Source organism: Streptomyces sp. YKOK-I1 (assembly GCF_054660435.1).
In genome coordinates this window covers 9363975-9386699 of record NZ_BAAGDR010000001.1, presented here as the reverse complement: position 1 = coordinate 9386699, position 22725 = coordinate 9363975, and the positions used below count along the sequence as shown (strand labels likewise).

Below are 22725 nucleotides of genomic sequence, written 5' to 3'. Positions count from 1 at the left end.
CGCCCCACCCCTCCTCGACGACAGGAACGGCACCTCATGCGCGCGACCCTGCGACAGGCGGCGCGGGCCTCGGTCCACCTGCTGCTGACCGCCGCCATGGCCTTCGGGTCGTACATCTTCGTCACCGTCCTGCTGATCACCGCGACCGGCGCGCTGACCCTGGTCGGGATCTGGCTGCTGCCCGAGACCGTGCTGCTGGTCCGCCGGATCGCCGGGGCCAAGCGACGGCTCACCGCCTCCTGGACCGGCCGGGAGATCCCCGAGGCGTACACACCGCTCACCGGTCCGGTGCGGCAGCGGGTGCGGGTGCGCACGGCCGTACGCGACCCCGGCACCCTCACCGACGCGCGCTGGATGGCCGCGCACTACGCCTATCCCTGGCTGACCGTGCTGATGCTGCCGCTGTGGCCGCTCGGGCTGGTCGTCGACGGGGTGTGGAGCGGGCTGCTGGGCCGCCGGGCGCTCGTCCTGCCGCTGATCGTTCGGCTGGCCGACGTCGAGGCGGCCTGGTCGGCGGCGCTGCTGCGGCCCTCGCCCCAGGCGCTGCTGACCCGGCGGGTCGAGCACCTCACCACGACCCGGGCGGACGCGGTGGCCGCGCACGGCGCCGAGCTGCGGCGCATCGAGCGGGACCTGCACGACGGCGCCCAGGCCCGCCTGGTCGCCCTGTCGATGCGGATCGGGCTGGCCCGGCGGGCGTACGGCGCCGACCCCGACGCCGCGCGCAAGCTGCTCGCCGACGCGCAGGACCAGGCCGAGGAGGCCCTGACCGAACTGCGGCACGTGGTGCGCGCCATCCACCCGCCGATCCTCACCGACCGGGGGCTGGTGGGGGCCGTACGGGCCCTCGCGGCGGCGAGCGGGCTGCGGGTGGACGTCCGCGCCGACGGGCTCCCGGAGGAGGTACGGGCGCCCGCCGCGGTGGAGGCGGCCGCGTACTTCGTGATCGCGGAGGCGCTCACCAACGCGGCCAAGTACAGCGGGTCGGAGGAGGCCGGGGTGGTGCTGGCCCGGTCCCGGACCGGGCTGGACGTGCGGGTGCGGGACGAGGGGTGCGGGGGCGCCGACGAGAGCGCGGGCTCGGGCCTTTTGGGGATACGGCGCCGGGTGGCCGCGCTCGACGGGACGGTACGGGTCTCCAGCCCCGTGGGCGGGCCGACGGTGGTGGACGTGGAACTGCCGTGCGTGTGGTGAGCGGCCCCACGGCCGCCCGGACCGCCGGTGTCGGCCCAGCTCGGCGGCTCGGCGGGGTGGCCGCCGAAGCGGCTCGCCCGGAGACCGCCCGTGATCCGTCGGCCGTGACGGGACCGCCCGCCCCGGGACCGGCCCGACCGGAGAATCCGATGCTCACCTGCTGGCAGCGCTACGCGGGCGGGCACGCCCGCACCGTGGACACGATGACGGCCGCCCTGCTGTTCGCCGTCTTCCTCTTCGGCAGCGAGATCACCATGCCCCGCGCGGACCAGCCGGACGCGACGGTCCCGACGATCGTCCTCGCGGCCGTCGCCTGCGGGACGCTGCTGCTGTGGCAGCACACCAGGCCCCGCGCGACCACGGCCGTGACGGCGTGCTGTGCGGCCGGCGCCAGTGCGCTCGGCCATCTGATCACCCCGCTGCTGCTGGCGCCGACGATGCTCGCCCTGTACCGGGTGGCGGCGACCACCCGGCGCCGCACGACCAGGCGCTGCTACCTCACGGCCGTCGCGCTGATCGTCCCGGCGGCCCTGGTCCTGGACCCGGTGGCGCACCCCTGGGTGACGAAGACCGTCAGCCCCGTGATCTGGCTGCTGTTCCCGGTGGTCACCGGCAGTCTGGTCCGCCTCCAGCGGCGCTATGTGGAGGCCGTGCAGGCGCGGGCCGAGTACGCCGAGCGCGGCCGGGAGGAGGAGGCGCGGCACCGGGTCGTGGAGGAGCGGGTGCGCATCGCCCGCGAGCTGCACGACGTGGTCGCCCACCATCTGGCCCTGGCCAACGCCCAGGCGGGCACGGCCGCCCATCTCGCCCGCACCCACCCCGACCAGGCCCAGCGGATCCTGACCGACCTCACGGGGACGATGTCCTCGGCGCTGCGCGAGCTCAAGGCGACCGTGGGCCTGCTGCGCCACGGAGACGAGGGCGAGGCGCCGCTGGCCCCGAGTCCCGGCCTCGGTCGGCTCTCCGAGCTGACGCAGTCCTGCGCCGCCGCGGGGCTGGACGTGCGGGTCGCCGTGGAGGGCACGGTACGGCCCCTCACCCCCGGGGTGGATCTGACGGCGTACCGCATCGTGCAGGAGGCGCTGACCAACGTCACCCGGCACGCGGCGGCGCGCTCGGCGCAGGTGCGGCTGAGGTTCGGCCGCGACCGGCTGACGATCACGGTCACCGACGACGGGACCGCGGCGCCCTCGGCGACCGGCGGCGGCCAGGGCTTCGGTCTGATCGGCATGCGCGAGCGGGCCCGTTCGGTGGGCGGCGCGCTCCAGGCCGGGCACCGCCCCGAAGGCGGTTTCCAGGTCACCACCCGGCTCCCCCTGTACCCCGACACCCCGGCGCCCCGAGAACGGACCCCATGACCCTGCGCGTGCTCCTCGCCGACGACCAGGCCCTGCTGCGGGCCACCTTCCGGATCCTGATCGATTCCTGCGCCGACATGGAGGTGATCGCCGAGGCCACCGACGGCGCCGAGACGATCGAACTCGCCCGCGAGCTCCGTCCGGACCTGATCCTGATGGACATCCGGATGCCCGGCACCGACGGGATCGCCGCGACCGCCGCCGTCTGCGCGGATCCCGCACTGTCGGACACGCGCGTGCTCATCCTGACGACGTTCGAGATCGACGAGTACGTCGCCGGGGCGCTGCGGGCGGGGGCGAGCGGGTTCCTCGGCAAGGACGTCACCGCCGACGCGCTGCTCGACGGCATCCGCACGGTCGCCGCCGGCGAGTCCCTGCTCTCCCCGCTCGCCACCCGCTCCCTGATCACCCGTTTCCTCGCCGCCCCCGCTCAGGGCGCCCGGCTCGCCGTCCCGGCCGACCTCGGCGCGCTCACCGCCCGCGAGCGCGAGGTGATGGCCCGGGTGGCCGAGGGCCACTCCAACGAGGAGGTCGCCGGGAAGCTCTTCGTCAGCCCCCTCACCGTGCGCACCCACGTCCACCGGGCGATGACCAAGCTCGGCGCCCGCGACCGCGCCCAGCTCGTCGTCATGGCCTACCAGACGGGCCTGGTCCAGGCCCCGCCCCCGCTGGGCGCGGCAGGCTGAGGGCCCGTTGTCAGTGCCCTGCCCTACCTTGGCGATCACGGGACGGTTCACCGATCGCAAGGGGGGCGCGATGGGCGCGAGTTGCTGGGACTACGTCACGCCGTACACGGGCGGCGTCGAGGAGTCCCTGAGGGCGCTGCACGCCGAGGAGTTCGCGCGGGAGTACGGCGCCGACGGCACCTACGCGAGCCTGGAGGAGCTCTGGGCGGACGCGGAGTTCATGAGCGGGGAGGGGACGCACTCGATCCTCGACATCCTGCATGTCGTCGGCACCTCGGCACCGCCGGACGAGTACGCCGACGACGACGGCAACACGCTGCGGCCGCTCGCCGCGGACCGGGTGAGACACCACTTCGGCAGCGGCAGACCGACACCGCAGCGGTTCCGGGAGGTGTACGACGCCGGGCCCGCGCTGAGCGCCGAGTGCGCCGTGCGCTGGACCGGCCGGTACGTCCTGCTCTATACCGGCGACCGGCCGAGCCACCTGGGCGTCTTCGGCTGTTCGGGGGACTGAGCCGCCGTCCGGGGGAAACCGCCGCCCCGGGCGCGTGCCACGGGGCGCGGGGGTCGACACCTCACCCGTGACGCTCCCTCTCATCCCGCCCATGCTCGCCACGTCCGGCGGGCTGCCGCCGGTCGCCCAGGACGCGCGCTGGGCCTACGAGACCAAGCAGGACGGGCAGCGGGCCGTGGTGTACCTCCCCGGGGACGGGACGCTCCGGCTGCGGGCCCGGTCGGGCGAGGACATCACCGGGGCCTATCCGGAGCTGCGGCCGCTCGGCGCGGCGCTGGGGGCGACGGCCGCCGTACTGGACGGAGAGGTGCTGGCGCTGGACGCGCAGGGCCGGGCCGACTTCCAGCTGCTGCAGTCCCGGATGGGGCTGGTGCGGGCGCCGGGCAGGGCGGCGCGGAGGGCGGCCGCGGTGCCGGTGCATCTCGTGCTGTTCGACGTCATGCACCTCGGCGGGGACCCGCTGCTGCGGCTGCCCTACGCGGAGCGCCGGGCGCTGCTGGAGTCGCTCGGACTGGAGGGGCCGTTCTGGTCGACGCCGCGCGCGCTCGTCGGACACGGACGCGAGGCCCTGGAGGCCACCCGGGTCCACGGGCTGGAGGGGCTCGTCTGCAAGCGGCTGGACTCGGTGTACGAGCCCGGGGTGCGCTCCCGGGCCTGGATCAAGATCCGCAACCTGCGCACGGCCGATGTGCTGGTCGGCGGCTGGTCGCCGGGGAAGGGACGGCTGGCCGGGCTGCCCGGGGCGGTTCTGGTCGGGCAGCGGACCGGCACGGGCGCCCTGCGGTACGTCGGCAGCGTGGGCACCGGCTGGAGCGAGGCCGAGCGCACCGAACTCGCCGCGCTGCTGCGGGCCGAGGCCACCGGGGTGTGCCCCTTCGACCCCGCGCCTCCGGCTCCCGGTGCCCGGTGGGTGACGCCCCGGCTGGTCGGCGAGGTCCGGTACAGCACCCGGACCCGGGCCGGACTGCTGCGCCAGCCCTCCTGGCTGCGGCTGCGCACCGACCTCACCGCCGAGGAGTCGGCGGCCGACCTTCCGGACAACTCCGCCTGACACGGCACCGAACGGCCAACTGTTGGGCTGTGCTTCACCACTGATACGCCTGCGACCCCTTGGCTTGGGAGCGAAAACCGTGGAAGCTGAGCTGCCTTCAACTCCCCCTTCCCCCCCAGCCGTTCGGCTGCGCCCGGATCCCCGAGGAGGACGCAGTGTCGTCATCAACGTTCAAGGCCCACAGCAGGAGGTGGCTCACCGGACTCGCCGGTGCCGCCGCCCTCGTGCTCGCCGTCCCCTCGGTCGCCTTCGCGGCTCCCCCTGCGGCGCTGCCGCAGAACGCCGAGGCGGCGGAACTGACGTACCAGCCCGCGTTCGACTACGACACGGACGGCTGCTACTCCACCCCCGCCATCGGCCCGGACGGCACCATCAACGGCGGCCTGAAGCCGACCGGTTCGCTCAGCGGCGACTGCCATGACGCGTCCGACCTGGACAACACCAACACCTACTCGCGCTACAAGTGCAACAACGGCTGGTGCGCGTACATGTACGGCCTGTACTTCGAGAAGGACCAGGCCATCTCGGGCAGCAGCATCGGCGGGCACCGGCACGACTGGGAGCACGTCGTGGTCTGGGTGCAGAACGGCGCCATCCAGTACGTGTCGACGTCCAACCACGGCTCGTTCACCGTGCACCCGGTGTCCGACGTCCGCTTCGAGGGCACGCACGCGAAGATCGTCTACCACAAGGACGGCATCAGCACGCACTGCTTCCGGCTCGGCAACTCCAATGACGAGCCGCCGGAGAACGACAAGCACACCTGGCAGTACCCGCCGCTGGTCGGCTGGAACGGCTACCCGTCGGGCCTGCGCGACAAGCTGAGCGCGTACGACTTCGGCAGCGCCAACTTCGGCCTCAAGGACGCCAACTTCGCCGCCCATCTGACGTCGGCGAAGCCGTCGGGGATCACCTTCGACCCCAGCGCGTGACGGCGCGGGCGAACGATCCGTCCTACCCCGTCCGGCCACGGTCCACACCGTGACGCGTGGCCGGAAACCGGGAAGCGGTGCGGAGTGCGGGGCACGAGGGTCTATCGTGTCCCGCATGTCCGTTCCGGAGCTGATCCGCATCGTGTCCCGAGACTCCCCCATGGCGCTGGCCCAGGTGGAGCGTGTCCGCGCCGAGTTGGCCGTGCTGCATCCGGGGGTGCGCACCGAGGTCGTCCCCGTGAAGACGACCGGCGACAAGTGGATGGGTGATCTGTCCCAGGTCGAGGGCAAGGGCGCGTTCACCAAGGAGGTGGACGCGGCGCTGCTGGCCGGTGAGGCCGATCTGGCGGTGCACTGCGTCAAGGACGTGCCGGCGGACCGGCCGCTGCCCAAGGGCACGGTGTTCGCCGCCTTCCTCAGGCGCGACGACATCCGCGACGCCCTGATCCACCCGGGCGGACTCACCCTCGACGAACTGCCGGACGGCACCCGCATCGGCACCTCCTCGGTGCGCCGGATCGCCCAGCTGGCCGCGACCCACCCGCAGCTGGAGTGCGTGCCGTTCCGCGGCAACGCCAACCGGCGGCTGGAGAAGCTGGCGGCGGGCGAGGCGGACGCGCTGCTGCTGGCGGTGTCCGGTCTGGAGCGCATCGGCCGTACGGACGTGATCAGCGAGGTGCTGTCGCCGGAGACGATGATGCCGCCGATCGGCGCGGGCATCCTCGCGCTCCAGTGCCGCGAGGGCGACACCGGGCTGATCGACGCCGTCAGCGGGCTCGGCGATCCGGCCACCCACCGGGAGGCCACGGCGGAGCGCATGTTCCTGCATGTCCTCCAGGGACACTGCAACAGCCCGATCGCCGGGTTCGCGCGGGTGGACCGCAGCGGGGAACTGTCCCTGCGGGCCTGTGTGTTCACGCCCGACGGCAAGGTGCGGCTCAACGCCCACGAGTGGGCGGGCCCGCTCGACCCGGCGACCCTCGGCACGTCGGTCGCGGTGGCGCTGCTGCGTCAGGGCGCCCGCGAGATCATCGACGGCATCCCGCACTGATCCGGGGGCACCCTCAGGCGGTGCCCTCCTCGGCGGCCTGGTCCCGCAGGAAGTTGCTCACCTGGCCGGCCAGGCTGTCCCGGCACGCCCCCGTCGGCAGCGCGCCGTCCCGCAGACCGATACCGCCGGTCCACAGCCGGCGGTCGGCCCACTCGTCGTCGACCCGCAGCTGGATCTGCACGTCCACCTGGCCGAGCGCGGCCTCGGGCCCCGCGGCGTAGAGGACGGCGGTCGCGCGGCGCAGCGGGTAGACGTCGAAGCCCTCGATGAACTGCGAGTTGCGCCAGTCGATGAACGCGCTCTCGCCGTCGGGCCCGATCCGTACGTCGATCTGGCCGTCCTCGAGATGGATCGTGGCGTGTCCGGTGCCACGGTTCTCCACGGTCACCCGCAGCCGGAAATAGGTCAGCCCCTCGGCCGCGTCGTCGCGGCCCCTCGGCGGCTCGGACTCCTCCAGCTGGTGGACACGGACCCGCAGACCGGCCTGCTCGTCGTACTCCTGCCAGTCCCCGACCACGTTCGGCTCGTCCACAGTCCACCTCTCGACTTCTATCGGCTGCTTCCTATCCGTGTGCTCAGCGCACTGTCAAATGAGCGGAATGCGCTGTGGCCAGGGGGTTCACCCCTTTTGATCGTCGATCAAGCCGTGCGCAGGAAGAATCCGCCGACGGCCGTCGCGGAGCGGTCCGCGGGCGTGCCGCACATCACGTCCCGGACAAGATCAGCGGGCCAGCCGGCCGAGCAGCGCGGAGGCCGCGGTGATGCCGAGCGCGGCGGCCAGGACGAGCACCCCGAAGTCGAGCGCGAGGTGCGCGGGGGTGCCGAGGAGGAGACCCCGCAGGGCGTCCACCTCGTAGCTGAGCGGGTTGACCTTGCTGATCACCTGGAGCCAGCCCGGCATGATGGCGACCGGGTAGAGAGCGCTGGAGCCGAAGAACAGCGGCATGGTGATGGCCTGGCCGATGCCCATCAGCCGGTCCCGGCTGAGGACGATGCCCGCGATGGACATGGACAGACAGGAGAAGAACGCCGAGCCGAGCACGACGATCCCGGCGACCGCTAGCAGCTTCAGCGGGTTCCAGGTCAGGGCGACCCCGAGCAGGGCGGCGATGAGGATCACCACGACGGCCTGGATCAGCGACTTCACTCCGGCCGCGAAGGCCTTGCCGGTGATCAGCGCCGAGCGCGGGGTGGGGGTGACGAGGAGTTTGCTGAGGACGCCGGCGTCCCGCTCCCAGATGATCATGATGCCGTAGAAGATGGCGATGAACATCGCGGACTGGGCGATGATGCCGGGCGCGAGGTAGTCGATGTAGGGGATGCCGCCGGTGGGGATCGCCCGGATCCGGCTGAAGGTCTGGCCGAAGATCAGCAGCCAGAGGGCGGGCTGCACGGCCCGGGTGTAGAGCTCGGTGCGGTCGTGGCTCAGCTTCTGGAGTTCGACGGCGCACAGGGCGGCGACCCGGGCCGGGAGCACCCGCCAGCCGGCCCGGGGAACGGGCGGCCGCAGCAGCAGGTCGATGCCCCGCTCTCGGGCCCGGTCAGCCGACGCGCTGCGCGGTGCGGCGGGTGCTTCGGACATCGCGGAAGTCTCCTGACGTGTCGTCGAGGCCGCTGCCGGCGACGTCCCGGAAGACGTCCTCCAGGCTCGGCGGCGGGTCGGTGGGCGCGAGGCCGCGGCGTTCGCCGAGCCCGCGGCGCAGCTCGGCCGGGGTGCCGAGGGCGCGGATGCGGCCGCGGTGCATCAGACCGACCCGGTCGCAGTACTGGTCGGCCTCGTCCATGTAGTGAGTGGTCACCAGGACGGTCATGCCGGTGGCCTCGCGTACGGCGGTGATGTGCTCCCAGACACCGGTGCGGGCGATGGGGTCGAGACCGATGGTGGGCTCGTCGAGGATCAGCAGCCGGGGTGCGCTGACCAGGGCCTGGGCCAGTTCGAGGCGGCGGACCATACCGCCGGAGTAGGTGCCGGCCAGCCGGTCGGCGGCGTCCGTGAGGCCGACGGCGGCCAGCGACTGGGCGACGCGTTCGGCGCGTTCCCTGCGGGGCACGTCGAAGACCCGGGCGAACAGGACGACGTTCTCCCGGCCGGTGAGGTTCTGGTCGGCGGACAGCTGCTGGGGGACGTACCCGAGCAGCCGTCGTACGGCCATGCGGTCGCGGGCGGCGTCCCGGCCGAAGACGGCGACCATGCCGGACGGGACGGGCAGCAGGGTGGTGATGCAGCGCAGGGCGGTGGTCTTGCCCGCCCCGTTGGGGCCGAGCAGGCCGAAGACCTCCCCCTCGCGGACGGTGAGGTCGAGCCCGTCGACGGCCCTGGTGTCCCCGAAGGCGTGGGCGAGCGCGGTGCAGGTGACGGCGGCGGTCATGATTCCTCGGCCTCCTCGTGCAGACTGACGGCGAGCGAGCGCAGCGCCGGGAGCGCGGCGCGCAGGGCGTCCCGGTCGGCGGCGTCGAGCCCGGTGACATGCCGGTGGACGAGTGCGGCACGGCGCGCCTTCCAGGCCCGCAGCCGCGTCTCGGCGGCCTCGGTGAGCAGCAGCCGGGCGGCACGCCGGTCGGCGGGATCGGTCTCCCGGACCAGGTACCCGTCCCTGACGAGCTGGTTGACCAGGGTCGAGACGGAGTTTCCCGCGAGGTACAGCTCCTTGGCGGCTTCGGAGATCCCGATGCCGGGCCGGGACTCGACGAGCCGCAGCAGTTCGACCTCCGCGCCGCGCAGCCGGGGCACGGTCAGTCCGGCGCGCAGCCGGCGCCGCAGCAGCCGCTGGATGCCGACGAGCGCGTCGGCGAGCTCTTCCGGGAAGGTCTCCTCGTCCACACCGCCGAGATTACCTCTGAGTCAGAGGTAAATCCCCCCAGGGAAAGGCAAAAAGAAATCAGGGATATATACGGATATATAAGGACCAACGGTTTCAGAACCCTCCTACGCGGGCATCCGCAGGAAGGTGCTTCGGACAGGAGGCACGTCCGTGGGATCCCCGCCGAGCGGGCCGTCCCGGGCGATCGCCGAATCCGTCCGAGCTCGCGTCTTCCACGGTGCCCTTCCATCGTTCGGCACCCCTCTCGGGAAGGCACGCGCGATGCGTTCCACCGCCAGAACCAGGCAGCACCCGCACGACGACGCCCCGGACACCACCGAGTCGTTCGCACGGCTGGCCACCCTGCCCGACGGGCCGCAGCGCCGGGCGCTGCGGGACGAACTGGTCCGGCTGTGGCTGCCGATGGCCGAGCGGATCGCCGTCCGCTTCCGCGGCCGCGGCGAGGCTCTGGAGGACCTGTACCAGGTCGCGGCCCTCGGACTGGTCAAGGCCGTCGACCATTACGACCCCGGCCGCGGCCGGGCCTTCGAGGCCTACGCGGTGCCCACGATCACCGGCGAGATCAAGCGCCACTTCCGTGACCACATGTGGACGCTGCACGTGCCCCGCCGGGTCCAGGACCTGCGCAACCGGGTGCGGCACGCCACGAAGGAACTCGCCCAGACGACCCCCGGCCGGGCGCCGACCGTCGCCGAGATCGCCGCGTACGCGCAGCTCAGCGAGGAAGAGGTGCACAACGGCATGGAGGCGCTGGAGTGCTTCTCCGCGCTGTCGCTGGACGCCGAGCTGCCCGGCACCGACGGCTACGCCCTCACGGACGCCCTCGGCGAACCCGACCCCGGCTACGACACCGTCGTCGACCGCGTCGCCGTGGCGCCCTGTCTGCGGGCGCTTCCGGAGCGCGAACGCACCATCCTCTATCTGCGGTTCTTCCAGGGCATGACCCAGAACACGATCGCCGAGCGGCTCGGCATCTCGCAGATGCATGTCTCACGGCTGCTCAGCAGTTGCTTCGCCCGGCTGCGCGAGGAGGTCGTGCCGCAGACGCAGTGACTACCGACCCCGGTGGCGCGGTCACTCCCATGGCGGCGCGCCGGGGATCTGCGTCGGCCCGTGCTGGTCCAGCAGCGTCTCCAGTTCCGCCCCGATCCGCTCGGGCATCTCCCCGCTGCGCCCCCAGATGAGGATCAGCTCCGAGACATTGCGCAGCTTGATGTTGGTGTGCTGGGAGACCTCCCGCAGGATCACCCAGCCCTCGTCCGGCGTCACCCGTCCGAGCGCGACGATCACACCGATCGCCTGGTCCACCACGGCATGCGAGGCGACCGCCTCCTTGAGCTGCTCGACCTCCTGCTGGAGCTGGAGGATCCGGGCCGTTTCGTCGCCTGGGTCGCGCGGTACTCGTGCCACCACTCCATCGTGCCACCGCGTCCTCGGCAGGCGCCGCCGCGGCGTCCGGCCGGACACTGGAGGAGAGCCGCCGGCCGTCGGCCCGGAGACAGGAACGCGAGCCCCATGAACGATCACCCGTCCTCAGCCCGCGGTGCGCGGGAAGTCCTCTCCACCGACGCCGTGTTCGGCGCGCCCTGCTGGGTGAGCCTGACCAGCCGCGACCTGGAGGCCACCCAGGAGTTCTACGGGGCCGTCCTCGGCTGGCGGTGGCGGCGCGGCACCCTGGGCGGCCACTTCCGTACGGCGCTGGTGGACGACGTCCCGGTGGCCGGGATCGCCGCCGTCGCCGCGATGTGGCAGATGGCGGTGGCGTGGACGCCGTACTTCGCCGTCCCCAGCGCCGACGACGCCGCCTCCCGGACCCGGGAACGCGGGGGGACCGTGGCGGTGGGGCCGATCTCGCTGCCGCCGGGCCGGGCGGCGCTGCTGGCCGACCGGGAGGGGGCGACCTTCGGGGTGTGGGAGGGCAAGCTGATCGGCAACTGGGAGGCGTGGCGGCAGGCCGCCCCCTCTTTCATCCGGCTGCACACCCGCGACGCCTTCGACTCCGCGATCTTCTACGGCGAGATCCTCGACTGGGCCACGGACCGGCCCGGGTGCTGCGAGGTGCGGTACGAGGGCGGCGAGGTCGTGCTGCGCAGCGGGGGCGATGTCGTGGCGCGGATCGAGTCGGGGGCGTTGGAGGCGGCGCCGGATCCCACCATTCGGCCGCACTGGCAGGTGCATTTTGCCGTCGGCGATGTTCCGGGGGCTGTGCGGGCTGCGGAGAAGCATGGGGGGAGTGTGCTGCGGGAGAGGGAGGAGGAGGCGATTCTCCGGGATCCGGACGGGGCGCAGTTCACGGTGACGTCGCGCCGGGGGCGGTAACCGTGGTTCTTCCCTGAAGGATGGGGCGCGCTGCGCCCCATCCTTCATTCCGAGCGGCGTGGGGGTCTCGACAGGACGATCAGGCTGCGGGGTTCCAGTGTCAGCGCCGCGCCCGCCTTGTACTCCGTCTCGTCCCGGGCCTCGTCCGGTTCCGCCGTGTCCGCGCAGACCGTCCAGCGTTCGCCGTAGGACGCTCCGGGGAGGCGGAAGGGGACCGGTTCCCAGTAGCTGTTGAAGAGCAGGAGGAAGGAGTCGTCGACCACCGGGCGGCCCCGGGGGTCGGGTTCGGCGATGGCGTCGCCGTTGAGGAAGACACCGACGCTGTGCACGTCGGAGCGCAGCCAGTCGCGGTCACGCATCTCGCGGGCGTCCGGCTGGAGCCACACCAGGTCGGGCAGGGGCTGTCCGGCGTGGGTGACGGTCTCGCCCAGGAAGAAGCGGCGCCGGCGCAGCACGGGGTGGGCGGCGCGCAGGGCGAGGAGGCGGCGGCAGAAGTCGGTGAGCCGGCGCTGTTCCTCGGTGAGCCGCCAGTCGATCCAGGAGACCGGGTTGTCCTGGCAGTAGGCGTTGTTGTTGCCGCGCTGGGTGCGGCCGAGTTCGTCGCCGTGGCCGATCATCGGGATGCCCTGGGAGAGCAGCAGGGTGGCGAGGAGGTTGCGCTGCTGGCGGGCGCGCAGCTCCAGGACGGCCGGGTCGTCGGTCTCGCCCTCCGCCCCGCAGTTCCAGGACCGGTTGTGGCTCTCGCCGTCGCGGTCGCCCTCGCCGTTGGCCTGGTTGTGCTTGTGGTTGTACGAGACGAGGTCGCGCAGGGTGAAACCGTCGTGCGCGGTCACGAAGTTGACGCTGGCGCGCGGGCGGCGCCTGGTGTGGGCGTACAGGTCGGAGGAGCCGGTCAGCCGGGAGGCGAACTCGCCGAGGGAGTGCGGCTCGGCCCGCCAGAAGTCCCGTACGGCGTCCCGGTACTTGCCGTTCCACTCCGACCACAGCGGCGGGAAGTTGCCCACCTGGTAGCCGCCCTCGCCCACGTCCCAGGGCTCGGCGATCAGCTTGACGCGGCTGATCACCGGGTCCTGCTGGATCAGGTCGAAGAACGCCGACAGCCGGTCCACCTCGTGGAACTGCCGGGCCAGGGTGGCCGCCAGGTCGAAGCGGAAACCGTCGACGTGCATCTCGGTCACCCAGTAGCGCAGCGAGTCCATGATGAGCTGGAGCACGTACGGGTGGCGCATGAGCAGGCTGTTGCCGGTGCCGGTGGTGTCGTAGTAGTGCGACCAGTCGCCGTCCACCAGCCGGTAGTACGAGGCGTTGTCGATGCCCCGGAAGGAGAGCGTGGGCCCCTTCTCGTTGCCCTCGGCGGTGTGGTTGTAGACGACGTCGAGGATCACCTCGAGGCCGGCCGCGTGCAGCGCCTTCACCATCTCCTTGAACTCGGTGACCTGCTGTCCCCGGGTGCCGTGCGCGGCGTAGGCGTGGTGCGGCGCGAAGAAGCCGATGGTGTTGTAGCCCCAGTAGTTGGAGAGGCCCCGGTCGATGAGCACACCGTCCTGCACGTACTGATGGACCGGCATCAGCTCGATCGCCGTCACGCCCAGCGAGGTGAGGTGCTCGGTCACCGCGGGGTGGGCGAGACCGGCGTAGGTGCCGCGCAGGGCGCGCGGGACGTCGGGGTGGGTGCGGGTGAGCCCGCGGACATGGGCCTCGTAGATCACCGTGTCGGCGTACGAGCGCCGGGGTGAGGTGTCCCCGCCCCAGTCGAAGGCGGGGTCGGTGACCACGCCGAGCGGGGTGTGCCCGGCGCTGTCGGCGGGGTCGGGGCCGTCCCCGGCGCGTTCGAAGAGGGAGGGGTGGTGGTCGGTCCGGCCGTCGACGGCGCGCGCGTAGGGGTCCAGGAGCAGCTTCGCCGGGTTGCAGCGGTGTCCGCCGGCCGGGTCCCAGGGGCCGTGCACCCGGTAGCCGTAGCGCTGTCCGGGGCCGATGCCGGGCAGGTGTCCGTGCCAGACGAAGCCGTCGACCTCGGTCAGCGGGACGGTCCGGTGGCTGTCGTCGTCCTCGACGAGCACCAGGTCGACGCGCTCGGCGACCTCGCTGAACAGCGCGAAGTTGGTGCCCTTGCCGTCGAAGTCGGCGCCCAGGGGGTAGGGGTGCCCGCTCCACGCGGGCACCCCTGCCTTCCGGTACGGCGGTGAGGTCACCGAACCGCCTCCAGGACCCGGGGTTCCCCGGCCGCACGGGCGGCCAGCGCGGCCACCGGGAGGGCGCGGGGCACCGGGCGCCCCTCGCGCAGGCTGGGCGACGGCGGGGTCGGCACCAGCGGGACGCGCTCGCCGGAACGGGCGCGCTGCGAGAACCAGATGACCTTGCTGCCGGTGGCGGTGGCGCAGCAGCCCCAGCCGTCGCTCATCGCGGCGATCTGCTCCAGGCAGCTCCGCAGATCCTGGTCCGGGCGCAGCTCACGGTCGTTGCCGCCGACGGCCGTGATCAGATGCTGGCCGTTCCACCACATCTCGATCGAGAGGGACTTGTCCGTCGCGTTCTCGTCGATGGCCGTCAACAGCATCCCGGCGCCGCCGCAGACGGGGGCGACGAGGGTTTCGAGGTCCCAGTACCTCAGATGGGCGGCCAGGATCCGGCCGACCTGTGCGACGCGCTCCGGACTGACGTCCACGTCGAGGTGGTAGTAGCAGGGAACTGCGGTCTTCATCGTCGTTGGCTCCTCACCGGCGAGGCTCCCGCTCCGTGGGCCCCCGCGGGCCGAATATACGGAGGGTGAGCGCTGATCGCTTCTGAGTCACCTCCCACAGTGCGGGCGTTAGTCCATTCGTGCAACACGAGCGCACTCCGGGGTGGTTGAAGATCCAACAAGACGCTGGGTGTCGGCGCGTGCACCATGAGTGAAACATTCATCGAGCCCGAAAGGTGACTGCGTCATGCTGCTACCGGCCAAGACCGAGGTCGCCAGGCAGTTGCGGCGGTACCGGGCGTGGGAGCGCGTCATGCTCGCCTCCCCGGCCGACCGCGCGGTGCGGGCCACCTTCGAGGACTCGGGCTACACCTTGTGTGTGCTCATGGGAAAGCGCTGCGCGCGCGAGGCCGCGGACGCGGCGGAGCGGTATCTGCGCACCACGCTCGCCGTCTACCTGCAGGAGCAGGACGGCCGGTCGCGGCCGGCCGGCGCCGCGCGGCGCGGGGGCCGGGCGGTGGCCCGGCTCGCTCCGGCGACGCCGTGACGGCGGACCCGTTCCGGTGGTGGAGCGGGAGCCGGGCGGTGGGCCCGGCGGACGACATGACGACAGATTCGGCTGCGGGCCGTACGGATGACCCGGCGCAGAACCGCCCGGCCGATCCGGCCGTTAGCCCGGCCATGAGCCCAACGAAGGTGAGACGAATGAGCCCGACCCCTGTCATCGGCCGGATCCCGGTCCGCGACGTGCGGCCCGCGGTGGAGGGCGGCAGACGCCCGGCCAAGGCGGTCCCGGGGGAGAGCTTCCAGGTGACGGCGACGGTGTTCCGGGAGGGCCATGACGCGGTGGCCGCCAATGTCGTCCTGCGCGGGCCCAAGGGCCGGCGTGGTCCGTGGACGCCGATGCGTGAACTCGCCCCGGGCAGCGACCGCTGGGGCGCCGAGGTCACCCCGGACGCACCGGGCCGCTGGACGTACACCGTCGAGGCCTGGAGCGACCCGGTCACCACCTGGCGGCGGACGGCGCGGATCAAGGTCCCGGCCGGCCTCGACGTGGGGCTGGTGCTGGAGGAGGGCGCCGAGCTCCACGAGCGCGCGGCGGCCGGGGTACCGAGGGGCAAGGCCCGTACGACGGTCCTCAAGGCGGCTCGGACCCTGGGCGACGACTCCCTGCCGCCGGCCTCCCGGCTGGCGGCGGCGTTGACGCCGGAGGTGGACGCGGTCCTGGCCCGCCACCCGCTGCGGGAGCTGCTCACCGCCTCCGCACCGCTGCCCCTGCTGGTGGAACGCGAACGCGCCCTGTACGGCGCCTGGTACGAGTTCTTCCCCCGCTCCGAGGGCACCCCCGAGAACCCCCACGGCACCTTCCGCACCGCCGCCCGCCGGCTGCCCGCCATCGCCGCGATGGGCTTCGACGTCGTCTACCTCCCCCCGATCCACCCCATCGGCACCACCCACCGCAAGGGCCGCAACAACACCCTGCACGCCACCCCCGACGACGTCGGCGTCCCCTGGGCCATCGGCTCCCCCGAAGGCGGCCACGACACCGTCCACCCCGCCCTCGGCACCCTCGAGGACTTCACCCGCTTCGTCGACCAGGCCCGCGCCCTCGGCCTGGAGACCGCCCTCGACTTCGCCCTGCAGTGCTCCCCCGACCACCCCTGGGTGCACAAACACCCCGAGTGGTTCCACCACCGCCCCGACGGCACCATCGCCCACGCCGAGAACCCCCCCAAGAAGTACCAGGACATCTACCCCATCGCCTTCGACGCCGACCTCGACGGACTCATCACCGAGACCCTGCGCGTCCTGCGCCACTGGATGTCCCACGGCGTGCGGATCTTCCGCGTCGACAACCCCCACACCAAACCCGTCGTCTTCTGGGAACGGGTCATCGCCGACATCAACCGCACCGACCCCGACGTCCTCTTCCTCGCCGAGGCCTTCACCCGCCCCGCGATGATGCACACCCTCGCCCAGACCGGCTTCCAGCAGTCCTACACCTACTTCACCTGGCGCACCACCAAAGCCGAACTGACCGAGTACCTCACCGAACTGTCGGGGGACGCCGCCTCCTACATGCGGCCCAACCTCTTCGCCAACACCCCCGACATCCTGCACGCCTACCTCCAGCACGGCGGCCCGCCCGCCTTCGCCGTCCGCGCCGTCCTCGCCGCCACCCTCTCCCCCACCTGGGGCATCTACAGCGGCTACGAACTCTGCGAGAACACCCCCCTGCGCCCCGGCAGCGAGGAATACCTCGACTCCGAGAAATACCAGCTCAAAGCCCGCGACTGGGACACCCCCGACACCCTCGCCCCCCTCATCACCCGCCTCAACACCATCCGGCGGAGCCACCCGGCGCTCCACCACCTCAGGAACCTGCGCTTCCACGACGCGGACAACGACTCCGTCCTCGTCTACAGCAAGCGCACCGGGGCGGACACGGTGATCGTCGTCGTCAATCTCGACCCGCACCACACCCAGGAGGCCACGGTCTCGCTGGACCTGCCCCGACTCGGCCTGGACGAGCACGCGTTGCTGTCGGTGCACGACGAGCTGACGGGTGAGTCCTACTCCTGGGGCCGGCACAACTATGTGCGTCTGGACCCCGGCACGAGCCCGGCCCACGTGTTCCACGTCCGGTGATCCGCACCGCAGATCGGAGGCCCCAGACCGCCATGACCGTCAACTCACCTGTTCCGGACACGTTCGAGGACACCCCCGCCAAGGACCGCGACCCCGACTGGTTCAAACGAGCCGTCTTCTACGAGGTCCTCGTCCGTTCCTTCCAGGACAGCGACGGCGACGGCGTCGGCGATCTGAAGGGGCTCACCGCCAGGCTCGACTATCTCCAGTGGCTCGGTGTCGACTGCCTCTGGCTGCCGCCCTTCTTCAAGTCGCCCCTGCGCGACGGCGGATACGACGTCTCCGACTACACCTCCGTGCTCCCCGAGTTCGGCGACCTCGCCGACTTCGTGGAATTCGTCGACCACGCCCATCAGCGCGGTATGCGGGTGATCATCGACTTCGTCATGAACCACACGAGTGACCAGCACCCGTGGTTCCAGGAGTCGAGGAAGGACCCCGACGGGCCCTACGGCGACTACTACATGTGGGCCGACGACGACAAGCAGTACGCCGACGCCCGCATCATCTTCGTCGACACCGAGGTCTCCAACTGGACCTTCGACCCGGTCCGCAAGCAGTACTTCTTCCACCGCTTCTTCGCCCACCAGCCCGACCTCAACTACGAGAACCCGGCCGTCCAGGAGGAGATCCTCGCCGCCCTCCGCTTCTGGCTGGACCTCGGCATCGACGGGTTCCGGCTGGACGCCGTGCCGTACCTGTACGCACGGGAGGGCACCAACTGCGAGAACCTGCCCGCCACGCACACGTTCCTCAAGCGGGTGCGGCGCGAGATCGACGCGATGTATCCGGACACGGTGATCCTCGCCGAGGCCAACCAGTGGCCCGAGGACGTGGTGGACTACTTCGGCGACTACGCCTCCGGCGGCGACGAATGCCACATGGCGTTCCACTTCCCCGTCATGCCCCGCATCTTCATGGCCGTCCGCCGGGAATCCCGTCACCCCGTCTCCGAGATCCTGGCGAAGACCCCGGCCATTCCGGCCAAGTGCCAGTGGGGCATCTTCCTGCGCAACCACGACGAGCTGACCCTGGAGATGGTCACCGACGAGGAGCGCGACTACATGTACGCGGAGTACGCCAAGGACCCGCGGATGCGCGCCAACATCGGCATCCGCCGCCGCCTCGCCCCCCTGCTCGACAACGACCGCAACCAGATCGAGCTGTTCACGGCTCTCCTGCTCTCGCTGCCCGGCTCGCCGATCCTCTACTACGGCGACGAGATCGGCATGGGCGACAACATCTGGCTCGGCGACCGCGACGCCGTCCGCACCCCGATGCAGTGGACCCCGGACCGCAACGCGGGCTTCTCGTCCAGCGACCCCGGGCGGCTCTATCTGCCGACCATCATGGACCCCGTCTACGGCTACCAGGTCACCAACGTCGAGGCCTCGATGGCGGATCCGTCCTCGCTGCTGCACTGGACCCGCCGGATGATCGAGATCCGCAAGCAGAACCCCGCCTTCGGCCTCGGCACCTTCACCGAGCTGCCGTCCTCCAACCCGGCCGTGCTCGCGTTCCTGCGCGAATTCGAGGACGACCTCGTCCTGTGCGTGCACAACTTCTCGCGTTTCGCCCAGCCCACCGAGCTCGACCTGCGCCGCTTCGACGGACGCCATCCGGTCGAGCTGTTCGGCGGGGTGCGCTTCCCGGCCATCGGTGAACTGCCCTATCTGCTCACGCTGGCCGGGCACGGCTTCTACTGGTTCCGCCTCACCCGAGCCGCGGCCCGGGTCGGCCGACGCCTGTGAGCGCGACGCCTGTGAGCGTACGCCGAGGAAAGGATGGGTCATCGTGACGAAGACCGCCCCGCTCAGGCCGAGCACCGCGAGCGCCTTCCGCTCCGGGGGTCCGCTCGTCGCGCTGCTGCGCGAGTGGCTGCCCCGGCAGCGCTGGTTCGCCGGCAAGGACCGGCCGCTCACCGATCTGCGCATGCTGTCGATGACGGAGCTGTACCCGGGCTGTCTCCATCTGCTCGTGCACGCCGGCCAGTCCGGGGTGCCGACGCCCGGGGGCACTCCCCCGGCCGGTGACTGCTACCAGCTGCTCCTCGGTCTCCAGGAGCATCTGTCGCCCCGCCTGGGCCGGGCCCTGATCGGCAGGGTCGAGGACGGCCCGCTGGCCGGGCTGACGGTGCACGACGCGTTGCAGGACCCCCGGTCGGCGCAGCTGCTCCTGGAGCGGATGAGGCACCCCGGCACGCTCGGCCCGCTGTGCTTCGAATCGGATCCGTCGGTGTCGCTGCCCGCCGGGCTCGCGCCGCGGCTGCTGGAGGCCGAGCAGTCCAACACCTCGCTGGTGTACGGCGACGCGTACATCCTGAAGATCTTCCGGCGGATCCAGCCGGGGGTGAACCCCGACCTGGAGGTGCCGGTGGCGCTGGCCGGCCAGGGGTGCGGGCGGGTCCCCGCGCCGGTGGCCTGGTTCCGGACCACCCACCCCCAGGAGGCCACGCTCGGGGTGCTCCAACCGTTCCTGCCCGACGCTGCGGACGGCTGGACGCTGGCGTTGCAGGCGCTGGCCCGGGGCGAGGACTTCACCTCGGAGGCCGAGGAGCTGGGCCGGGCGACGGCCGATGTGCATCTGGCGCTCGCGGCGGCCCTGCCGGCCGGTCCGGACGCCGAGGACGGGCGGACGGCGGCCGCGATGACGGAGCGGCTGGAGGCGGCGGCGCACCACGTGCCGGCGTTGCGGCCGTTCGTCCCGGGGCTGACCACGGCGTTCGCCGCGCTCGCGGTGTGCGACCAGGGGCCGCCCGCCCAGCGCATCCACGGCGATCTGCATCTGGGACAGGTGCTGCGGGCCGGGCGCGACTGGTTCGTCATCGACTTCGAGGGCGAGCCGTCCCGGCCGCTGGCCGAGCGGCGGCTCGCCCACTCCCCGGTGCGGGACATCGCGGGCATGCTGCGCTCCTTCGACTACGCCGCCCGGCAGCGGCGGCCCTGGCGGCCGGAGTGGGCGCGCCGCTGCCGTGAGGCGTACTGCGCGGGCTACGCGGCCCGGGCGGGCTGGGATCCCCGGAAGAAGCACGCCCTTCTGCGTGCCTATGAGACGGATCGCGCCGTTTACGAAGTGCTGTACGAGGCCCGCAACCGGCCCGACTGGCTACCCGTACCCATGGCGGCGATCGAACGACTCGCCGTCCGAGGAGGCTGACCCCCATGGCCCTGCGCGACACCGCTCCCCCCGAGGCCGCCGGTCCCCGGCCGCTCGCGGCGCCCGCGCTCGACCCCGCCGACCGCGCCCGGCTGCTGTCGGGCGCCCATCACGACCCGCACGCCCTGCTGGGCGCGCACCCGGTGGCGGGGGGCGTGCTGTTCCGGGCCCTGCGCCCGTTCGCCGACTCCGTGAGCGTGGTCGTCGACGGTTCGGCGATCCCGCTCGCCTCGGAGGAGGACGGCCTCTTCGCCGCCGTACTGCCGCTGGACGAGGTGCCGGCGTACACGCTGCGGGTGGCGTACGACGGCGATCCGATCGAGGTGGAGGACCCCTACCGGTTCCTGCCCGCGCTCGGTGATCTGGATCTGCATCTGGTGCGGGAGGGCCGGCACGAGGAGCTGTGGCGGGCGCTGGGCGCCGAGCCGATGACCCACCAGGGGGTGGCCGGCACCCGGTTCACGGTGTGGGCGCCGAACGCGCGGGGCGTGCGGGTCGCGGGCGACTTCTGCTGCTGGGACGGGACCGCGTTCCCGATGCGCTCGCTCGGCGCGGCCGGGGTGTGGGAGCTGTTCCTGCCCGGCATCGGCGAGGGCGCCCGGTACAAGTTCGAGATCACCTCCCGGCACGGCGGGCGGTTCCTGAAGGCCGACCCCATGGCGCGGCGGGCGGAGGTCCCGCCGGACACGGCGTCGGTCGTGCACGCCTCGCACCATGAGTGGGGCGACGCGGAGTGGATGGCGCACCGGGGTGACGTCCCCGTGCACCGGGCGCCGTTCTCGGTCTACGAGGTCCATCTGCCGTCCTGGCGGCCGGGGCTGACGTACCGGCAGCTGGCCGAGGTGCTCCCGGTGTATGTGACCGACCTCGGCTTCACCCATGTGGAGTTCATGCCGGTCGCCCAGCACCCCTTCGCCGGTTCCTGGGGCTACCAGGTCACCGGGTTCTACGCGCCGACGGCCCGGCTCGGCACCCCGGACGACTTCAAGTACCTGGTGGACGCCCTGCACCGGGCCGGGGTCGGGGTGATCGTGGACTGGGTGCCGGCGCACTTCCCGAAGGACGACTGGGCGCTGGCCCGGTTCGACGGGGATCCGCTGTACGAGCCCGGGGACGCGCGGCGGGCCGAGCACCCGGACTGGGGGACGTTCGAGTTCGACTACGCGCGCACCGAGGTGCGCAACTTCCTGGTCGCCAACGCCACGTACTGGTGCGAGGAGTTCCACGTCGACGGGCTGCGGGTGGACGCCGTCGCCTCGATGCTCTACCTGGACTACTCGCGGGACTCCGGGCAGTGGGAGCCCAATGCGTACGGCGGGCGGGAGGATCTGGCCGCGATGGCGTTCCTGCAGGAGATGAACGCCACCGTGTACCGGCGGTGCCCGGGGGTCGTCACGATCGCGGAGGAGTCGACCGCCTGGGGCGGGGTGACCCGGCCGACCGACAGCGGCGGGCTGGGCTTCGGGCTGAAGTGGAACATGGGCTGGATGCACGACTCGCTCCAGTACATGGCGAAGGAACCGGTGCACCGCAAGTACCACCACAACGAGATGACCTTCTCGATGGTGTACGCCTACAGCGAGAACTACGTGCTGCCGATCTCCCACGACGAGGTGGTGCACGGCAAGCAGGCGCTGGTGTCGAAGATGCCCGGCGACTGGTGGCAGCGGCGCGCGAACCACCGGGCGTACCTGGGGTTCATGTGGGCCCATCCCGGCAAGCAGCTGTTGTTCATGGGGCAGGAGTTCGCGCAGGGGGCCGAGTGGTCCGAGGCGCACGGTCCCGAGTGGTGGCTGCTCGACGCCGGGTACGCGTCCGCGGGCGATCACCGGGGCGTCCAGGACCTGGTGCGTGATCTGAACACGCTGTACCGGTCGACCCCGGCGCTGTGGGAGCGCGACACCGACCCGGCCGGGTTCCGGTGGGTGGTCGGGGACGCCGCCGACGACAACGTCTTCGCGTTCCTGCGGTACGGCGCCGACGGCACCCCGCTGCTCGCGGTGAGCAACTTCTCGCCGGTGGTGCGCCACGACTACCTGCTGCCCGTCCCCGGTGAGGCACCCGTGTGGGAGGAGGTCCTCAACACCGACGCGGCGCGGTACGGCGGCGGTGACGTCGTCCACGCCGATCCGGTCAAGGCGGCGAACGGGGAGCTGATGCTCACGCTGCCGCCGCTGGCCACGGTGTGGCTGAGGCCGTCGTCCGTGTGAGACAACCCCTGAAGGGGCAGTCGGGTGCGTGCCACCCGTCAGCAGTCCCAGCCGTCAGTCCCAGCCGTCAGCAGTCCCACCGTCAGCAGGCAGGGCGCAGAGA

The 22725-nt window shown here is 72.1% G+C and carries 21 protein-coding genes; 14 read left to right on the top strand and 7 right to left on the bottom strand.

What is annotated here, in order from left to right:
• Positions 1-36: 36 nt before the first annotated feature.
• From ACYQ8Q_RS41760 to hemC, 7 genes are all read left to right on the top strand, one after another.
• Positions 37-1194, top strand: a complete 1158-nt coding sequence (locus tag ACYQ8Q_RS41760; protein WP_460072251.1) for a sensor histidine kinase — start codon at positions 37-39, stop codon at positions 1192-1194.
• A 149-nt stretch (positions 1195-1343) separates the two neighbouring features.
• Complete coding sequence (locus ACYQ8Q_RS41755; protein ID WP_460073718.1) at positions 1344-2552, top strand: sensor histidine kinase; 1209 nt, start codon at positions 1344-1346, stop codon at positions 2550-2552.
• Positions 2549-3238, top strand: coding sequence for a response regulator (locus ACYQ8Q_RS41750; protein WP_460072249.1), 690 nt, complete (start codon positions 2549-2551; stop codon positions 3236-3238). The genes ACYQ8Q_RS41755 and ACYQ8Q_RS41750 overlap by 4 nt, the downstream gene beginning before the upstream one ends.
• 70 nt (positions 3239-3308) lie before the next feature.
• Positions 3309-3752, top strand: a complete 444-nt coding sequence (locus ACYQ8Q_RS41745; RefSeq protein WP_460072247.1) for a hypothetical protein — start codon at positions 3309-3311, stop codon at positions 3750-3752.
• A gap of 67 nt (positions 3753-3819) precedes the next feature.
• Positions 3820-4803, top strand: coding sequence for an ATP-dependent DNA ligase (locus tag ACYQ8Q_RS41740; RefSeq protein ID WP_460072245.1), 984 nt, complete (start codon positions 3820-3822; stop codon positions 4801-4803).
• Positions 4804-4958: 155 nt separating this feature from the next.
• A complete protein-coding gene (locus ACYQ8Q_RS41735; RefSeq protein WP_460072244.1) occupies positions 4959-5735 on the top strand; it encodes an NPP1 family protein in 777 nt (258 codons plus the stop codon).
• Between the two features lie 115 nt (positions 5736-5850).
• A complete protein-coding gene (gene hemC, locus ACYQ8Q_RS41730; RefSeq protein WP_460072242.1) occupies positions 5851-6786 on the top strand; it encodes a hydroxymethylbilane synthase in 936 nt (311 codons plus the stop codon).
• A gap of 13 nt (positions 6787-6799) precedes the next feature.
• Here the strand turns inward: hemC and ACYQ8Q_RS41725 are convergent, their stop codons facing one another.
• From ACYQ8Q_RS41725 to ACYQ8Q_RS41710, 4 genes are all read right to left on the bottom strand, one after another.
• Positions 6800-7318 (bottom strand): hypothetical protein, encoded by a 519-nt coding sequence (locus tag ACYQ8Q_RS41725; protein WP_460072240.1) that lies wholly within the window; start codon positions 7316-7318, stop codon positions 6800-6802.
• A gap of 189 nt (positions 7319-7507) precedes the next feature.
• Positions 7508-8368 carry an ABC transporter permease gene (locus ACYQ8Q_RS41720; RefSeq protein WP_460072239.1) on the bottom strand — a complete coding sequence of 287 codons (861 nt, stop codon included), beginning with the start codon at positions 8366-8368 and terminating at the stop codon, positions 7508-7510.
• Positions 8328-9155 (bottom strand): ABC transporter ATP-binding protein, encoded by an 828-nt coding sequence (locus tag ACYQ8Q_RS41715; protein WP_460072237.1) that lies wholly within the window; start codon positions 9153-9155, stop codon positions 8328-8330. Before ACYQ8Q_RS41715 ends, ACYQ8Q_RS41720 begins: the two co-directional genes overlap by 41 nt.
• Positions 9152-9607, bottom strand: a complete 456-nt coding sequence (locus ACYQ8Q_RS41710; protein ID WP_460072235.1) for a MarR family winged helix-turn-helix transcriptional regulator — start codon at positions 9605-9607, stop codon at positions 9152-9154. Before ACYQ8Q_RS41710 ends, ACYQ8Q_RS41715 begins: the two co-directional genes overlap by 4 nt.
• A gap of 262 nt (positions 9608-9869) precedes the next feature.
• Here ACYQ8Q_RS41710 and ACYQ8Q_RS41705 point away from each other — a divergent pair, with 262 nt between their 5' ends.
• A complete protein-coding gene (locus ACYQ8Q_RS41705) occupies positions 9870-10661 on the top strand; it encodes an RNA polymerase sigma factor SigF (RefSeq protein ID WP_460072233.1) in 792 nt (263 codons plus the stop codon).
• A gap of 21 nt (positions 10662-10682) precedes the next feature.
• Here the strand turns inward: ACYQ8Q_RS41705 and ACYQ8Q_RS41700 are convergent, their stop codons facing one another.
• On the bottom strand, positions 10683-11018 hold the full coding sequence (locus ACYQ8Q_RS41700; RefSeq protein ID WP_460072231.1) for an ANTAR domain-containing protein: 336 nt from the start codon (positions 11016-11018) through the stop codon (positions 10683-10685).
• A gap of 105 nt (positions 11019-11123) precedes the next feature.
• Between ACYQ8Q_RS41700 and ACYQ8Q_RS41695 the strand changes: the two genes are divergently transcribed.
• Entirely contained in the window at positions 11124-11927 is an 804-nt protein-coding gene (locus tag ACYQ8Q_RS41695) for a VOC family protein (protein WP_460072229.1), read from the top strand.
• 44 nt (positions 11928-11971) lie between these two features.
• Here the strand turns inward: ACYQ8Q_RS41695 and glgX are convergent, their stop codons facing one another.
• Together glgX and ACYQ8Q_RS41685 are read right to left on the bottom strand one after the other, a co-directional pair.
• Positions 11972-14089 carry a glycogen debranching protein GlgX gene (gene glgX, locus ACYQ8Q_RS41690; protein WP_460073717.1) on the bottom strand — a complete coding sequence of 706 codons (2118 nt, stop codon included), beginning with the start codon at positions 14087-14089 and terminating at the stop codon, positions 11972-11974.
• Positions 14090-14115: 26 nt separating this feature from the next.
• Positions 14116-14628 carry a pep a2 gene (locus tag ACYQ8Q_RS41685; RefSeq protein ID WP_460072228.1) on the bottom strand — a complete coding sequence of 171 codons (513 nt, stop codon included), beginning with the start codon at positions 14626-14628 and terminating at the stop codon, positions 14116-14118.
• Positions 14629-14854: 226 nt separating this feature from the next.
• Between ACYQ8Q_RS41685 and ACYQ8Q_RS41680 the strand changes: the two genes are divergently transcribed.
• The 5 genes from ACYQ8Q_RS41680 (at position 14855) to glgB (ending at position 22622) form a co-directional block, all read left to right on the top strand.
• A complete protein-coding gene (locus ACYQ8Q_RS41680) occupies positions 14855-15154 on the top strand; it encodes a DUF5133 domain-containing protein (protein ID WP_358992175.1) in 300 nt (99 codons plus the stop codon).
• A gap of 158 nt (positions 15155-15312) precedes the next feature.
• Positions 15313-17256, top strand: a complete 1944-nt coding sequence (locus ACYQ8Q_RS41675; RefSeq protein WP_460072227.1) for an alpha-1,4-glucan--maltose-1-phosphate maltosyltransferase — start codon at positions 15313-15315, stop codon at positions 17254-17256.
• A 32-nt stretch (positions 17257-17288) separates the two neighbouring features.
• Positions 17289-19007 (top strand): maltose alpha-D-glucosyltransferase, encoded by a 1719-nt coding sequence (gene treS, locus ACYQ8Q_RS41670; protein WP_460072225.1) that lies wholly within the window; start codon positions 17289-17291, stop codon positions 19005-19007.
• Between the two features lie 43 nt (positions 19008-19050).
• The gene (locus tag ACYQ8Q_RS41665) at positions 19051-20412 is read left to right on the top strand and encodes a maltokinase N-terminal cap-like domain-containing protein (protein ID WP_460072223.1); all 1362 of its coding nucleotides are present in this window, start codon (positions 19051-19053) and stop codon (positions 20410-20412) included.
• 5 nt (positions 20413-20417) lie between these two features.
• Complete coding sequence (gene glgB, locus ACYQ8Q_RS41660; RefSeq protein ID WP_460072221.1) at positions 20418-22622, top strand: 1,4-alpha-glucan branching enzyme; 2205 nt, start codon at positions 20418-20420, stop codon at positions 22620-22622.
• The last annotated feature ends 103 nt before the right edge of the window (positions 22623-22725 follow it).

Bases quoted from the DNA above. Each gene is read 5' to 3' on its own strand.
- ACYQ8Q_RS41760 (WP_460072251.1), top strand. From the start codon at position 37: ATGCGCGCGACCCTGCGACAGGCGGCGCGGGCCTCGGTCCACCTGCTG.
- ACYQ8Q_RS41755 (WP_460073718.1), top strand. From the start codon at position 1,344: ATGCTCACCTGCTGGCAGCGCTACGCGGGCGGGCACGCCCGCACCGTG.
- ACYQ8Q_RS41750 (WP_460072249.1), top strand. From the start codon at position 2,549: ATGACCCTGCGCGTGCTCCTCGCCGACGACCAGGCCCTGCTGCGGGCC.
- ACYQ8Q_RS41745 (WP_460072247.1), top strand. From the start codon at position 3,309: ATGGGCGCGAGTTGCTGGGACTACGTCACGCCGTACACGGGCGGCGTC.
- hemC (WP_460072242.1), top strand. From the start codon at position 5,851: ATGTCCGTTCCGGAGCTGATCCGCATCGTGTCCCGAGACTCCCCCATG.
- ACYQ8Q_RS41720 (WP_460072239.1), bottom strand. From the start codon at position 8,368: ATGTCCGAAGCACCCGCCGCACCGCGCAGCGCGTCGGCTGACCGGGCC.
- ACYQ8Q_RS41715 (WP_460072237.1), bottom strand. From the start codon at position 9,155: ATGACCGCCGCCGTCACCTGCACCGCGCTCGCCCACGCCTTCGGGGAC.
- ACYQ8Q_RS41705 (WP_460072233.1), top strand. From the start codon at position 9,870: ATGCGTTCCACCGCCAGAACCAGGCAGCACCCGCACGACGACGCCCCG.
- ACYQ8Q_RS41695 (WP_460072229.1), top strand. From the start codon at position 11,124: ATGAACGATCACCCGTCCTCAGCCCGCGGTGCGCGGGAAGTCCTCTCC.
- ACYQ8Q_RS41685 (WP_460072228.1), bottom strand. From the start codon at position 14,628: ATGAAGACCGCAGTTCCCTGCTACTACCACCTCGACGTGGACGTCAGT.
- ACYQ8Q_RS41680 (WP_358992175.1), top strand. From the start codon at position 14,855: ATGCTGCTACCGGCCAAGACCGAGGTCGCCAGGCAGTTGCGGCGGTAC.
- ACYQ8Q_RS41675 (WP_460072227.1), top strand. From the start codon at position 15,313: ATGAGCCCGACCCCTGTCATCGGCCGGATCCCGGTCCGCGACGTGCGG.
- treS (WP_460072225.1), top strand. From the start codon at position 17,289: ATGACCGTCAACTCACCTGTTCCGGACACGTTCGAGGACACCCCCGCC.
- glgB (WP_460072221.1), top strand. From the start codon at position 20,418: ATGGCCCTGCGCGACACCGCTCCCCCCGAGGCCGCCGGTCCCCGGCCG.